Annotated in this window: 10 protein-coding genes; 5 read left to right on the forward strand and 5 right to left on the reverse strand. The window is 63.7% G+C overall.

What is annotated here, in order from left to right:
• Positions 1–233: 233 nt before the first annotated feature.
• On the reverse strand, positions 234–1,094 hold the full coding sequence (gene tesB / locus NF876_RS42415) for an acyl-CoA thioesterase II (protein ID WP_173947785.1): 861 nt from the start codon (positions 1,092–1,094) through the stop codon (positions 234–236).
• Positions 1,095–1,219: 125 nt separating this feature from the next.
• On the opposite strand from tesB, the gene NF876_RS42420 reads away from it, so the two are divergent.
• On the forward strand, positions 1,220–2,482 hold the full coding sequence (locus NF876_RS42420) for a ubiquinone biosynthesis hydroxylase (protein ID WP_210810981.1): 1,263 nt from the start codon (positions 1,220–1,222) through the stop codon (positions 2,480–2,482).
• Positions 2,483–2,507: 25 nt separating this feature from the next.
• Here NF876_RS42420 and NF876_RS42425 read toward each other — a convergent pair whose 3' ends face one another.
• Entirely contained in the window at positions 2,508–2,939 is a 432-nt protein-coding gene (locus NF876_RS42425) for a MerR family transcriptional regulator (protein ID WP_173947783.1), read from the reverse strand.
• Positions 2,940–3,007: 68 nt separating this feature from the next.
• Here NF876_RS42425 and NF876_RS42430 point away from each other — a divergent pair, with 68 nt between their 5' ends.
• Positions 3,008–3,751, forward strand: coding sequence for a cation efflux transmembrane domain-containing protein (locus NF876_RS42430; RefSeq protein WP_210810975.1), 744 nt, complete (start codon positions 3,008–3,010; stop codon positions 3,749–3,751).
• A 119-nt stretch (positions 3,752–3,870) separates the two neighbouring features.
• Positions 3,871–6,066, forward strand: coding sequence for a beta strand repeat-containing protein (locus tag NF876_RS42435; RefSeq protein WP_210810972.1), 2,196 nt, complete (start codon positions 3,871–3,873; stop codon positions 6,064–6,066).
• Between the two features lie 84 nt (positions 6,067–6,150).
• Here NF876_RS42435 and ppa read toward each other — a convergent pair whose 3' ends face one another.
• Together ppa and NF876_RS42445 are read right to left on the reverse strand one after the other, a co-directional pair.
• Positions 6,151–6,690 carry an inorganic diphosphatase gene (ppa, locus tag NF876_RS42440; protein WP_173947780.1) on the reverse strand — a complete coding sequence of 180 codons (540 nt, stop codon included), beginning with the start codon at positions 6,688–6,690 and terminating at the stop codon, positions 6,151–6,153.
• Positions 6,691–6,972: 282 nt separating this feature from the next.
• Positions 6,973–7,479: a GNAT family N-acetyltransferase gene (locus NF876_RS42445; RefSeq protein ID WP_210810969.1), complete on the reverse strand. Its 507-nt coding sequence runs from the start codon at positions 7,477–7,479 to the stop codon at positions 6,973–6,975.
• Positions 7,480–7,832: 353 nt separating this feature from the next.
• On the opposite strand from NF876_RS42445, the gene NF876_RS42450 reads away from it, so the two are divergent.
• The gene (locus tag NF876_RS42450; RefSeq protein ID WP_262273666.1) at positions 7,833–11,615 is read left to right on the forward strand and encodes a hypothetical protein; all 3,783 of its coding nucleotides are present in this window, start codon (positions 7,833–7,835) and stop codon (positions 11,613–11,615) included.
• Positions 11,616–11,777: 162 nt separating this feature from the next.
• Positions 11,778–13,475 carry a hypothetical protein gene (locus tag NF876_RS42455; protein WP_262273667.1) on the forward strand — a complete coding sequence of 566 codons (1,698 nt, stop codon included), beginning with the start codon at positions 11,778–11,780 and terminating at the stop codon, positions 13,473–13,475.
• Between the two features lie 128 nt (positions 13,476–13,603).
• Here the strand turns inward: NF876_RS42455 and acnA are convergent.
• A partial coding sequence (gene acnA, locus NF876_RS42460) for an aconitate hydratase AcnA (RefSeq protein ID WP_262273668.1) occupies positions 13,604–15,192 on the reverse strand: 1,589 nt, incomplete at its 5' end.

Raw genomic sequence — 15,192 nt, forward strand, 5'->3', positions numbered from 1 at the left:
TTGATGACCGCCATCACGATTTTCATGGGTCTGGCCCCCTTTTTGAGACGTCTGCCCGACCAACCAGGCAGCGGTTTCCAATCGAACCCGGCCTGTCGGACGGGTGTCGGGGGCATCTACGCAAGAAACATGCCATGCTTTGTCGCCAGAGGCGCACGGGCGCTGCCTCTTTCCTAGGCAGGCTCAGCTGGGCTATAAAACGATCTTATTGATCAAATTTTAGGCAGAACTGGTCAGGTCCGACGTTCGCGGATGAGCCCTTCCTGGGCAACGGACGCGACCAGGGTGCCGTCCTGCTTAAAAATGAGTCCGCGCGAGAAGCCGCGCGCCCCGCCGGCGCTGGGGGTGTCCTGCGCGTAGAGCAGCCATTCGTCGGCCCGGAACGGCCGGTGGAACCACATGGCGTGGTCGAGGCTCGCCGGCTGGATCGCCGGGTCGAACACGGACCGGCCGTGCGGAAAGAGCGACGTGTCGAGGAGCGTCATGTCCGACGCATAGGCGAGGACGCATTGGTGGATCGCCGGATCGTCCGGCAGCCGGCCGGTGGTCTTGATCCAGACATGGAACCGCGGCTCTCCCGGCTCGCGGGAGGTGTAGCGCTTGATCTCCACGGGACGGATCTCGAGCGGCCGCTCGCGCTCGTAATAGGTGCGCATGGGTTCGGGCATCTGCAGGAGAAGCCGGCCCTTCACGTCCTCCTCGCTCGGGAGCTCGTCGGGTCCGGGCACCTTCGGCATCTCGGCCTGGTGCTCGAAGCCCTCCTCCTCGCGGTGGAACGAGGCCGACATGGCGAAGATCGCCTGCCCGTGCTGGATCGCGAGCACGCGCCGGGTGCTGAAGCTCTTGCCGTCGCGGATGCGCTCCACCTCGTAGATGATCGGGATCCTGGGATCGCCCGGCAGCATGAAGTAGCAGTGAAGCGAATGGGGCGGACGCCCGTCGACCGTGCGGGTCGCGGCCACCAGCGCCTGGCCGATCACCTGCCCGCCGAACACGCGCTGCCATCCGCTCTTCGGGCTCTGCCCGCGGAACAGGTTCACCTCGAGGGGTTCGAGGTCGAGAATGGACAGGAGATCGGAAACGGCACGGGACATGGGGTTCAAGGTCCTTCGATCGGCAACAGCCATCCATCGGTGAGAGGCGCAGGAAGGTCAAGCTTGACGCTGGTCGATGGATCGCTGACACCCACCTATAACGTCGAAGGCATGGAGAAAGACCGATGAGCGCAGCAACCGGGATGGAGCGACCGCGCATCGTCATCGCGGGCGGAGGACTCGCCGGGCTGTCCCTGGCCCTGGCGCTGAAGCGGGCGCTCGCCGAGGGAATCGACGTGGTCATGTGCGATCCGGCCCTCCGGCGCGATCCCCATGGCGACAAGCGCTCCTACGCCATCGCGGCGGCGGCGCGCCGGATGCTGGAGGCGCTCGGAATCTGGGCCGGGATCGCCGACAGGGCGCAGCCCATTCTCGACATGGTGATCACCGACAGCCGCCTGCAGGACCCGGTGCGCCCGACCTTCCTGACCTTCGCGGGCGAGGTCGACGGCCATGAGCCCTTCGCCCACATGGTCACGGCGGGCGATCTGACCGCCACCCTGCTGGAGGCCTGCCGCGACAGCGGCGTCGACCTGCGCGCCGAGGGCGTGAGGGGCTTTGCCGTTCAGGGCGCACGCACGGATGTCGCGCTGGCGGAGGGGGGCAGCCTGGCGGCCTCGCTCCTCGTCGCGGCCGACGGGGCACGCTCGCGCCTGCGCGAGCAGGCGGGCATCGGCTGGATCTCCTGGCCCTACCGCCAGTCCGGCATCGTCGCGACGATCGTCCATGAGCGTGACCACGAGGGCAGGGCGGTCGAGCACTTCCTGCCCTCCGGGCCCTTCGCGATCCTGCCGCTCAAACCGGAGCCGCAGGCCGATGGTTCGTTCCGGCACCGCTCCTCGATCGTCTGGACCGAGCGTGCGCAAAACGTGCCCGCCTTGCTCGAGTCGCACCCGGAAGACCTGCTCATCGAGCTCGAACGCCGCTTCGGCCTCCAGCTCGGCAAGCTCGCCTTCGAGACCCGGCCCCAGGCCTTTCCCCTGTCCTTCGGCGTGGCCCGGTCCTTCGTGGCCGAGCGCCTCGCGCTCTTAGGGGACGCCGCCCATGTGATCCATCCCATCGCCGGCCAGGGGCTCAATCTCGGCCTGCACGACGCGGCCGCACTGGCCGAGATCGTCACCGACGCCATGCGCCTCGGCATGGATCCGGGGGCGGCCGACGTGCTCGACCGGTACGAGCGGGCGCGCCGCGCCGACATCACCGCCATGGGCATGATGACCGACGGCCTCAACCGGCTGTTCTCCAACGACGCCCTGCCCGTGCGCCTGATCCGCGACCTGGGGCTGGGCCTCGTCGACCGGATGCCGGGCCTGAAGCGCTTCTTCATCCGCGAGGCGGCCGGCGTCAGCGAACGGCAGCCCAGGCTGCTGCGGGGCGAGGCGCTGTAGGACGGCGCCCGCCCTTACCCCGCCCTTACCCCGTCCTGCCGTGATCGTTCCGGCACAGGTCGTGATCGGCCAGTACCTGGATGATCCGGCACTCGCCCACCTGACCGTGCTGGCAATCGTCCAGCATGTGCCGCAGCTCGGACCGGAGCAGCTCGAGCTGGGCGATGCGGCGCTCGACGCCCTCCAGATGCCGGATGACGATCCGGTCCGCCGGCTCGCAGGGCTGCTCCGGCCTGGCGCTCAGGCTCAGGAGCTCGCGGATGGCCTCGACCTCGAAGCCGAGCTCCCGCGCATGCCGGATGAAGCCGAGCCGCGCCACGTGATCGGACCCGTAGCGGCGCTGCCGTCCCTCCGTGCGTGGCGGGGCCGGGAGAAGGCCGATCTGCTCGTAATAGCGGATGGTCGGTACTTTTACCGCGACCCGGCGCGCCAGTTCCCCGATCGACAGATCCGTCATTTTTCCCCTTGAACCTCTAGTCGCTAGAGATTGTACGGCTCTCCCGATCAGACGAAAAGGAGATTCGGATGAGCGATCGTCACGACCATCACGGAGCCTGCTGCTCCTCTCATGAGCACCATGAGCAAGAGTCCGCCGCTCATCCGGCGCGGGCGCACGAACATGCGGAGGCCGCCTGCGGCTGCCATGGCGGCGTGCCGGTCTTCGACGGGGTCGACCCCCGCTACAAGCGGATCCTCTGGACCGTGATCGCGATCAACGCCGCATTGTTCGTCACGGAGATCGTGGCCGGCCACCTCGCCCGTTCCCAGGCCCTGCAGGCCGACGCCCTCGACTTCCTCGGCGACACGGTCACCTATGGCCTGAGTCTCGCGGTCATCGGCGCGTCCCTGCGGGTTCGCGCCACCGCGGCCCTGTTCAAGGGGATGAGCCTGTCGCTCATGGGCGCCTGGGTGTTGGGCTCCACGATCTACCATGTGCTGATTCTTGGCCTTCCCCGGGCCGAGATCATGGGCGGGATCGGGATTCTGGCGCTCGCCGCGAACCTCGCCAGCGTGCTCCTGCTGATGCGCTACAAGGACGGGGACGCCAATGTGCGCTCGGTCTGGCTGTGCTCGCGCAACGATGCCATCGGCAATGGGGTGGTCATGGCGGCCGCCCTCGCGGTCTGGGGCACCGCGAGCGCCTGGCCCGATCTGATCGTGGCCGGCCTCATGGCCGGCCTGTTCCTGTCCTCGGCGGTGCAGATCCTGCGCCAAGCCTGGGCCGAGTACCGGGATGCCGGCGCGGTCGCCCCGGCTCCGGCCGAGTGAAATGAGGAGGGCCGGGCAGGCGGTCAGCGGAAGGCCACGGGACACCGGCCTTCCTTTTTTATACGTAATAACATAAACATATGCTCCAGGCCGCCATTTCAGACCGCCGGGGCACATTCATGACCAATCACATTTACGACTCGATCGACGATCTGCCGACACCTGGCACCGACGCGCTGATCCAGCTGACGGATACGATCACCGGGAGCACGATCATCGACATGACGCTCGAGGCCGTCACCGGAACCATCTTCCAGGCCGCGAGCAAGCAGCGCGTCACCATCGGGAGCAACGGCTCCATCCGCGGAGACATTTACGGCCTGAACCTCCAGGGGCTCGGCAGCACGGTGATCAACGACGGGGTGATCGGCCAGATCGCCACCCCGACAAGCGATTTCACGACCGATGTCGGCATCCGGTTTTCCGGCGCCGGACCGGGCTCGGTCACCAACCTCCAGGTCATCAAGGGCGCCATCGGCATCGAGATCGCTTCGACATCGACTGCGGCCAAGCTGGAGCTGATCAATTCCGGCATGATCGAGACAACGGGGCTTGCCGTTGTCGGCGGCCACGGAGGCGACCGGATCGTCAACACCGGCACCCTCAGGACCACCGCCACGAATGGGATCGCCCTTGACCTGGGAGCCGGCGATGACCTCTATGACGGCCGGTCCGGAACGGTGGGTGGGATCGTCAAGCTGGGAGACGACAACGACGTTGCCTATGGCGGGGCCGGAAACGAGACGATTTCCGGCGGAAAAGGAAGCAATGTCGTCGACGGTGGCGACGGTAACGACAGCTTTATCGTCGGGGACGGATACAACACCATCAATGGCGCCAGCGGCACAGACACGGTCGATTATTCGAACGCGACGTCGACCACGACTCCGCAGAGCGGCTTCACCATCAATCTGACGTCCGGTTCGTCCTACGGCAACGGGACTTCCGACGTGCTCAGCAGCATCGAGAATGTCATTGGAAGCGCTTTCGCCGACACGATCACGGGCAATTTTCTCGCCAACAGCATCATCGGGGGCAATGGCGACGATACGCTGGACGGAGGGACCGGCGACGATACCCTGGACGGCGGTGACGGCAACAACACCCTCCGGTTCACGGGGTCGACCGCGGTGACTGCAGACCTCTCGAAAGTGGATCCGCAGAATACTGGATACGGCAACGACAAGCTGATCAACATCCGAAACCTGGAAGGCGCCTCGGGCGGCGATCAGCTCACGGGCGACCAGCATGCCAACCGGCTCGACGGCAAAAGCGGCAACGATACGCTCGCGGGCAGGGAGGGCAACGACACGCTCCTGGGCGAAGCCGGCAACGACACGCTCGAGGGCGGCGCAGGCAACGACACGCTCGACGGCGGCAGCGGCACGGATACGGCGCAATTCTCCGGCGCAAGGGCCAGTTACAGCATCGTAACCGGCCCCGAAGGGGTCATAATCACCGACACGACCGGACAGGACGGTGCCGACCTCCTCAAGGACATCCGGTTCGCCAAGTTCGGTGACCAGACGGTTGCGCTCGTCAATGGCAGCCCGACGAGCATCTCGCCTTCCAGTGCCAGCGTCTCCGAAAGCGCTGTCATTGGCGCAACGGTGGCGACTTTGTTCGGCTCGGATCCAGACGGTGACAGCCTGACCTTCACCCTGTTGGCGGATGCAGGAGGCCTGTTCGGCATCAGCGACGGCAAGCTCGTCGTCAGAAATGCCCTCGACTACGAGACCGCGACGCAGCACGTCGTCACCGTCAAGGCTTCCGATGCCTGGGGCGGCGAGTTCACCAGGAGCCTGACGATTTCCGTCAGGAACAACACGACCGAGACGATGCCGATCACCAGGTCAGGTACGGCGGCAGCGGACCAGCTGACGGGAGAATCGGGCAACGATCGGCTCTCGGGCCTGGCGGGCAACGATACGCTCTTCGGCGAAATCGGCGCCGACACGCTCATCGGCGGCGCGGGCAACGACACCCTCGTCGGCGGAGACGGGAACGACGTCTTCCTGTTCGACAAGAAGCCGAACGTGAAGTCGAACCTCGACTACATCCAGGATTTCGTGCCGAAGGACGACGTCATTCACCTGTCGCGGCACGCCTTCTCCAAGATCTCCAAAGGCACCCTGTCGAAGAAGGCCTTTGTCGTCGGGGATCACTTCAAGGACAAGGACGACCGGGTCCTGTACCTCAAGAGCGCCGGCGCGCTCTTCTACGATCCGGACGGGTCGGGTCCCGCGAAGGCGGTTCAGTTCGCCACCATCACGAGGAAGATCTCGATCTCCCACAAGGATTTCTTCATCGTCTGAGGGCTGGCGACGAAAAAGCCCGGCTCACCCTGTGAGCCGGGCCCGATGCCTCACGACCGACGAAAGGGCCGGCGCTTGCGTGGATCAGCGCTTCGCGTCCGCCTTTGCGCGCTCGATTCCCTCGATGATCAGGCGGCGGGCCTCTTCGGCATCGCCCCAGCGGATGATCTTGGCCCATTTGCCGGGCTCGAGATCCTTGTAGTGCTCGAAGAAGTGCTCGATCTGCTTGATGGTGATCTCCGGCAGGTCCGTGTAGGTGGCCACCCGGTCGTAGCGCTGAGTCAGCTTGCTCGACGGAACCGCGATGATCTTCTCGTCCTGGCCGCCGTCGTCCTCCATCACGAGAACCCCCACGGGCCGCACGTTCATGACGGCGCCCGGCGCGATCGCGCGGGTGTTGGCGACGAGCACGTCGCAGGGGTCGCCGTCGCCCGAGAGCGTGTGGGGGATGAAGCCGTAATTCCCCGGATACCGCATCGACGTGTAGAGGAAGCGGTCGACGAAGAGCGTGCCGGATTCCTTGTCCATCTCGTACTTGATGGGTTCGCCGCCGAGCGGCACTTCGATCACGACGTTCACGTCGTCCGGCGGGTTCTTTCCAATCTTGATCGCATCAAGGCGCATAGAGCTGTTCTCCGGAACAAGGCTTGAAGCATCGTCCCGGTCGAGGCTCTCTCCCGGGGGAGGAGGCCGTCACGCCGGAACAACGCGGCAGAAGATCGTCTCGAGAGCGGCTTGAACCGATAGGCCGGACGACCGCTTTCTGGAGCCTGGATGCCTCACTAGAGCATTGGGTTCAAAAGGGGAACCCATTTTCAGGCGCGACGGGACGCGCCGCCTATCGCGGAACCAGGACTGGCCCTGAGATCCTGAAACAGAGTATCGGGACGGCGGCTTCGGACGTCGTCAGCGAAAGAGATACGCGACCTTGGCGAGCGGCTTTTGGCCGATGCGCTCCTCGACGCGGGCAACCGAGCGTCCGCCCATGCTCTCGTAGAACGCGCAGGCGCGCTCGTTGTCCTCGAGCGCCCAGACGACGACCCGGTCCAACCCCCGATCCTTGAGATCGTTGCGCACCGCGTTGAACAGGCGCCGGCCGAAGCCGATGCCCTGGTATTCGGGCAGCAGATAGAGCTCGTCGATCTCGCCGTTCGCCGGCAGCGACCGGTCGCGGCAGCGGCCGTAGGACGCGTAGCCCACCGCGCCATCGCCGATGTCGAGCACCACGAGCGGGCGCCCGCGCGACACGGTGGAACGCCACCAGCGCGGGCTGCGCCGGGAGAACATCTTGTCGAGCGTCACGCCCGGAATGATCCCGAGATAGGCCTCCCGCCAGGCCGCATCGAAGACCCGCGAGAGGGCCGGGGCGTCATCGGGCTTGGCGTGACGGATACTGACGAGAAGGTCGCTCATGGACACGAAGGCGGCGAGAGGAAGGTCGGGACCGAGTGTCCGCCCGGCAGGGTTAACGGGGCCTTAACGGCGGCTCCCGTCTGGCTACGAAACCTTGGCTTTATAGGCGATTGGCCGATTGTCTCGGGTAGGCAAAAGGACGCAAGGGGCCGGATTACGATAGGAAAGGTTTGCGCCCTTTATGAATCTTGAATATGGGTACTGCAACGTTATAAAGAATCCAAACATCGGATAGAGATAGGTTCTGGTGTGAAAAGCGTCTCCGCAACTATGTTTCGAAAAGTGTGCGGCCACACCGCGCCTGAGCCAACCAACCAGTAACACAAATACATTCTCATGTGAGGAGTGAGTTGATGACCTTTCCGGATTCGTGGGGCGAAACGCGCAATATCGCCAATATTACGAACATCCCTGAAGCGTTTGTCTCGAACCCAATAGTTCTGCGGGACGGATGGATTGTCCAGGTATGGCTACAACCGGCTTCCTCCACGAACCCTAGCAGGATCATGGGCCGCGTTCTTAACGCCGACGGGAGCGATGTTGGTTCTTATTTCTACGTCGGTGAACCCGGAGAAGCGGGTGGGGATCGTCCTTCCGTCGCCGCCACAGCCGACGGACGATTCATGGTCGTCTGGACCAAGTCTACCCCATCAGGATCGACACTCGTTCAGGAAACGTATGATGTTTTTAGCGGGCGTGTTGATACGAATCCGATAGCATCTACTTCTACTACTGGGTACAGATTTAAACCAGCCATCGACACCTTCGATGACGGTTCGTTTTATATTACTTATGAACGTTCGGGCGTATCATATTTCAAATACAATGGTGGAACCGCTAGTAGTGGAATACTGGATTCTACTTCAAATATTCAGCAGCTTGGGAAAATAGCGGCAAACCAAGATCACATTGCAAACCTACAATATGACGATGGCCATCTATACCTAGGCCTATCTGAACTCAATGGAACCGGACTGAATCGTGTTCCTATTGTAGTAGCTGGTTTCACAAGGTCGCTGACAAGTAGTATATCCACGCTCGAGAACGGAAATTTCGTCGTTTTACATCAAAACTACGATCCTGACGCTCGAAATCAACTATTGATAGCGAAAATTTACTCGCCTCAGGGGGCCATTCTTCAAACAATCGAGCTCTACAGGGGCAGTGCTACGGTAGGAAGCACGTCAGTCACATCCATATCCGGCTCCGACTTTGCGTTTGCAGTTCAGATCGGTGCTTCTTTCGAGCTCGGGACCTACCGTGATGGTGCAGTGGAGATGCAACAAATATCTGCGGACCGTCCGAGTAACATCAATCTAAAGACTCTCAAGGACGGGCGGTTCATGCTTGAGTGGACCGAGATGAGCGGTGCCACCAGCAACGGGATCATCCGCGCTCGGATATATGATTCACGCACAAATGCCATCGACTGGCATGGCGGCGATATCGGACAGCAATATGCGGGTACGAAATTCGGCGATGGCCTTCATGGCGGAGCCGGAAATGACACGTTGTTCGGCGGTGCCGGCGACGATGTTCTGGACGGCAATGGCGGCGCCGACATACTCGACGGCGGTGCGGGCTGGGACTTGGCTCGCTACATCGACACCCCCGAGGCGCAGGGCGGAGTGACCATCGATCTATCGAACTATAGAAATAACCGCGGCGCGGCCGCCGGCGACAAGCTGACCGACATCGAAAGCGTCCAAGGCACCAACCAAGGCGACACGCTCATTGCCGCCTCGGGTTCGACGGGCAATGGGTCGGAACTGCACGGCGCCGGCGGGAGTGATAGCCTCAAGGGCCAGAACGGCGGCGACCGGTTGTACGGCGAAGCCGGCAACGACGTTCTCGAAGGCGGCGCCGGCGGCGACACCCTGGACGGCGGCGACGATTGGGACGTCGCCACTTACATCAACGTCACCGGCCAGGGCGTGACGGTCGATCTGTCGAACAAGGATAACAATGCCGGCGGCGCGCAGGGCGACACCCTAGCCAACATCGAAGTGGTGCAGGGCACCAACCAGGCCGATACGCTGATCAGCATCGACCATGGTGGCGGCACCGGGGCCGAGCTGCACGGGGCAGGCGGCAACGATACCCTCGTCGGCAAGGGCGGCGGCGACCTGCTCTATGGCGAGGCGGGCAACGATATTCTCGAAGGCGGTGCCGGCGGCGACATCCTCGACGGCGGCGCCGATTGGGATATCGCCACCTATATCCACACCACCGGCCATGGCGTGACCGTCAACCTCTCCAACAGCGCCGACAACGCGGGCGGGGCGCTTGGCGACACGCTGTCCAACATCGAGGGGGTGCAGGGCTCGAACCAGGCGGACACTCTTACCGGCAGGGCCGGCGACGACCGGCTCTTCGGTGAATCGGGCGACGACATCCTGCGCGGCGCCGGCGGCGGCGACGTGCTCGACGGCGGCGCCGGCAGCGACACGGCCGTGTTCTCTGGCCAGCGGAGCGCCTACACGATCACCGACAACCGCGACGGCACCTTCACGGTCACGGGGATCGACGGCGCCGATTTGCTCACGAATATCGAGTTCGTGCAGTTCGACGACGTCACCGAGACCCTCACGGCCGGCACCGAGAACCATGATCCGGACCGTCTCAGCTTCCTGGACGACAGCACCACGGCGAGCGTCGACGCGGACGCCATAGCCCCGGTGCTCGGAGAGCTGAAGGGGCACGACCCGGATACCGGCCAGACCCTGACCTTCGCGATCGATCTGTCCGACGCGAACCAGGGCAGGTTCACGATCACGAACGGCAACAGGCTGTCGGTCGCCTCGGGCACGCTGGACGCCGGCACCTACACGGTGAAGGTGCGGGTGTCCGACGGCCACGGCGGCGCGCTGGTGAAGGATTTCACCATCGTCAGCAATCCCGTGGTGAACGGCAACCATGCCCCGTCGACGCTTCGCCTCAACGGCGGCACGGATGTTTCGATCAACGAGAACGCAGCCTTTGCCGGCACCTTGTCGGCGCAGGATTCGGACGGCGACAATCTGACCTGGAGCTTCGTCGACGGCATCGTCGGCAACGCCAACGGCCTGTTCGAGATCGACAACACGGGCACCGGCAACAAGCTTCTCAAACTGAAGGCCGGGATCGACTACGAGGCTCTGCCGGCCGGCCAGAAATACCTCATGGTCTACCTGAACGCGTCCGACGGCAAGCCGGGCGGGACCAGCGCCCTGCAAGGCTTCAAGATCGCCGTCGCCGATCTGGACGAGACGCCGCCGAACCAGGCGCCGACCGGCGTGACGCTGTCCGGACGCTCGGCTGCCGAATACGCCCCGGCCGGTCGCGAGGTCGGCACCCTGTCGGCCACGGACGCCAACGGCGATCGGGTGTCCTATGCGCTGATCGACGATGCCGGCGGCCGCTTCATGCTCTCCGGCAACCGGATCCTGGTGGCCGACGGGTTCCGGCTCGATTGGGAACAGGCTCGCTCGCACACGATCGCCGTGCAGGCATCGGACGGCCGGGGCGGCGTCGCGAGCCAAGCCTTCACCATCGAGGTCGGCAACGTCGATCCGGAATTCACCGCCGGCACGGCGCGCGACGACGTGTTCCACGGCGGTGCGTTGAACGACGTTCTGCTCGGCAATGCCGGCCACGACCGTCTGTTCGGCGGGGCGGGCAACGACACGCTCAAGGGCGAGGCCGGCAACGACACGATCGGGGGCGGCGCGGGGCTCGACAAGCTCACTGGCACGAAGGGCTCAGGCAGCCGGGACGCCTTTGTGTTCGATACCCGGCTCACCAGCAAGGGCGTGGCCGCCAGGAACAAGGACACGATCGTCGATTTCGGGCCGAAATACGATTCGATCTATCTCGACGATGCGGCCTTCTCCAACCGGACGATCGCCAATTACCTGAAAGGAAAAGGCGCGGCGCTCGACCATGCCTTCAAGATGAAGAGCAGCTTCTTCCGCGTCGGCGACAAGGCTCTCGACCGGGACGACTTCTTCATCGCCAAGAAGATCAAATCGACCGAATATAAGCTGTACTGGGATGCGGACGGTTCCGGCTCGAAGGCCATGCTGGAGATCGGCACCGTGAAGCTCCAGAAGGGCGAGGGCACCGCACTCACCTACAAGGACTTCTTCTTCATTTGAGCGAAGGAGACGTTCGCCGGGCCCTCATCCCGAGAAGCCGGCGATCTCCCCTTCGCCCGAACAAGGACGTGTCGAGGAAAAGCCCGCCCCCTCGCAGGGGCGGGCTCATTGGTTCGCGGTCGCTTACGGTGCTTCAAACTACAGCCCATGCAGGATCTAAAAGTGGTCCCCCATCATTTCCTGATCTCCAGCCTTGATCCGATGCCGCAGCATTATCTGCATGGGACCTGCTGGCAGGACGAGGATTTCATCCTCGCCGACGGCGGATACGCGCAGTACCGCGCTGTCAGGAACGCCACGATTCAGGCGGGCCAGGACGGCGCCTACATCGTCGCCAACAGCACGGAACGCGAGACCGTCATAGGGACCGACTTCAGCGGCTATCACAAGCTCTTTCTCTACCAGCATGCCGGCCATTGGATTCTCTCCAACTCGCTCATCGAAACGGCACGCTTCGCCGCAGCCAAAGGGTTGCCGGTCACCATCGACGAAAGCCATCTGGCCAGCTTCTTCATTAAGGGAGCGTTCGGAAATCAACTCACGTCCCTGCGCACCAGCGTGAAGGAAATCCGGCTGGTTCCCGCGACGATGGAAGTTGTCGTCCCTCGGGTCTCCCTCAAGAGCAACCCGACTGTGCGGCTAACGCCCGCCGCCCGGATGGCGCAAGGAGAGACCCGCTACGGTGCGGCGTTGCGCGAGTATCTAAGATTGTGGGTCGGCCGCATGGCCACGGTGCTCCAATCGGATTTGTCCATGAGCAGTGAACTGACGGGAGGCCAGGATTCACGGGCCGTACTGGCCCTGATGCTCGCGGCGGCCCGGCTGGTCGGGGTCGATTCGATCCGGCGGATCAATTTCACGAGCAACGAAGGTCAAACGAACGATTTTGCGGTCGCGCGCGAGATTGCGGAAAGATTTCACCTGCGCTTCATGACGTGGAGCGACGACCGGCGCAGCCCCCCACTGCTCGGACTCGTCGAAGCCTACGAAAAATGGAAGTCGCTCTGCCTCGGAGTCTATGCGCCTAGCTATTTCCCGCGAAGGCGCCCGGTTCCGACCTCAATCGTCTTCGGGGGCTCCGGCGGCGAGGGGCACCGGCGCTTTTACCCCGACATCGGATTGGACAGGTTCCTCGCGCTTCACCGAAACCATATTCCTTCCGCTGCTCATTTCAGGACGCTGAAGAACGCCATCGCGGAGGATCTCGCGTTCCTGCAACAAGGACCTGAGGTTTCTGTCGATCCCCTGGTCCTGCACTACCGGCATTTTCGGGATCGATGTCATGGCGGTCGCACGCCGCAATACACGAACCTGCTTTCGCCTCTCTCCAGCGCCTCCTTGAGGAGAGCGTCGTCCTTATGCACCCCTGATCAGCTCGACCGCAGACAGGTCGTCGCCGATATCCTCATCAATGCGAGCCGCGAACTCGCATCCATGCCTTTCGACACTCCGAAAAAGTCCTTCGTTGCGAGTCATTTTGACGAGGTGATCGACGCCTCGGATGCCATCGGCTCTGCCCGCACGAGCGGGCGGGTCTTCGCAGCGGCGTCAGAGCATGCGGCCAGTGGGGATTTCACGAAACAGAAAGCACTCCACCTGCTTCGGGATGATTTTCTCTCGCATTACGACACCATGGGCAGAACAGGCTTCTTTCCAAGAAGCTATCTGGAAGAGGCCAAGGCTGTCGTGGAAGAAGCGGCGCGGAAGGGGCGCTTCTCCCATCCTGTCGAAGGTTGCTCCGTATCGCACGTGATCCTTGCGGGGGAGCTGTCAGGCCTCGCTCGAGAGGATATCCGTCGACCATCCACCTTAGAGGCTTTCAGATCGGCCATTCTGCGGCGCCTGCCCGGGCGTATATGAGGGCGTCACCCCCGGGTTGTACCGATGCGCTTTCCCTGCACGGCGTGACGGATCTCTCTGGGACAGTCAGTAATGAAAAAGGCGCCCGCTCCTCATCCGAAGAGCGGGCGCCTTTTTCGTCGCGTATCTTACGCCGCGAGCTGGCGCAGGACGTAGTGCAGGATGCCGCCGTTGCGGAAGTACTCGACCTCCTCGAGCGTATCGATGCGGCAATGCACCGGCACCTTGCGCACCGAGCCGTCGGCCGAGGTGACTTCCATCTCCATGCGCTGGCGCGGCTTCAGCTCGCCGGCGAGACCCTTGATCGTGATGGTCTCGTCGCCCTTCAGGCCGAGCGTCTCCCAGGACGTGCCCTGCTCGAACACGAACGGGGCCACGCCCATGCCGACCAGGTTCGAGCGGTGGATGCGCTCGAAGCTCTCGGCGATCACCGCGCGCACGCCGAGCAGGACCGTGCCCTTGGCCGCCCAGTCGCGGGACGAGCCGGTGCCGTATTCCTTGCCGGCCAGAACGACGAGCGGAACGCCCTCGTCCTTGTAGCGCATGGCGGCGTCGTAGATGAACATCCGCTCGCCCGAGGGCTGGTGGATGGTGTAGCCGCCCTCGACCACGTGGCCGCTCTCGTCCTTCACCATCTGGTTCTTGATGCGGATGTTGGCGAAGGTGCCGCGCATCATGACTTCGTGGTTGCCGCGACGGGTGCCGTACTGGTTGAAGTCGGCGACGCGCACCTGGTGCGACTGCAGGTATTCACCGGCCGGCGAGGCCGCCCGGATGTTGCCCGCGGGCGAGATGTGGTCGGTGGTGATCGAGTCCTGGAAGAGGCCGAGGATGCGCGCGTTCACGATGTCCGTGACCGGCTTCGGATCCTTGGTCATGCCCTCGAAATAGGGCGGGTTCTGCACGTAGGTGGATCCCGCAGGCCACTCGTAGGTGAGGCCCGGCTCGAAGGTGACCTTCTTCCAGTTCTCGTCGCCCGAGAACACGTCGGCGTAGCGCGACTTGAACAGCTCGCTCGTGATCGTGCGGTCGATGAAATCCTGCACCTCGGCCGAGGAGGGCCAGATGTCCTTGAGGTAGACCGGCTGGCCGTCCGAACCCGTGCCGAGCGGATCCGTGGTGAGATCCACCAGCATGGAGCCGGCGAGAGCGTAGGCCACCACCAGCGGGGGCGAGGCGAGATAGTTCGCGCGCACGTCCGGGTTCACGCGGCCTTCGAAGTTACGGTTGCCCGAGAGCACCGACACGGCCACGAGGTCGTTGTCGTTGATCGCCTTCGAGACGTTCTCCGGCAGAGGGCCCGAATTGCCGATGCAGGTGGTGCAGCCGAAGCCGACGAGGTTGAAGCCCAGCGCATCGAGGTCGCCCTGGAGGCCGGCTTTCCTGAAGTATTCCTCGACGATCTGCGATCCGGGCGCGAGCGAGGTCTTCACCCATGGCTTGGAGGTCAGGCCCTTGGCGACCGCGTTGCGGGCGAGGAGGCCAGCGCCGATCATCACGCTCGGGTTCGAGGTGTTGGTGCAGGAGGTGATCGCCGCAATCACCACGTCGCCATGGCCGAGATCGTAGTTGGCGTCCTCCACCTTCACGCGCTTGCCGATCTCGCCGGCCTTGCGGAACTCCTTCTCCATGGCGCCGAGGAACTCGGTCTTGGAGGTGTCGAGCGTCACGCGGTCCTGCGGGCGCTTCGGGCCGGCCAGCGAGGGAACCACGTCGT

Source organism: Microvirga yunnanensis, from assembly GCF_025460875.1.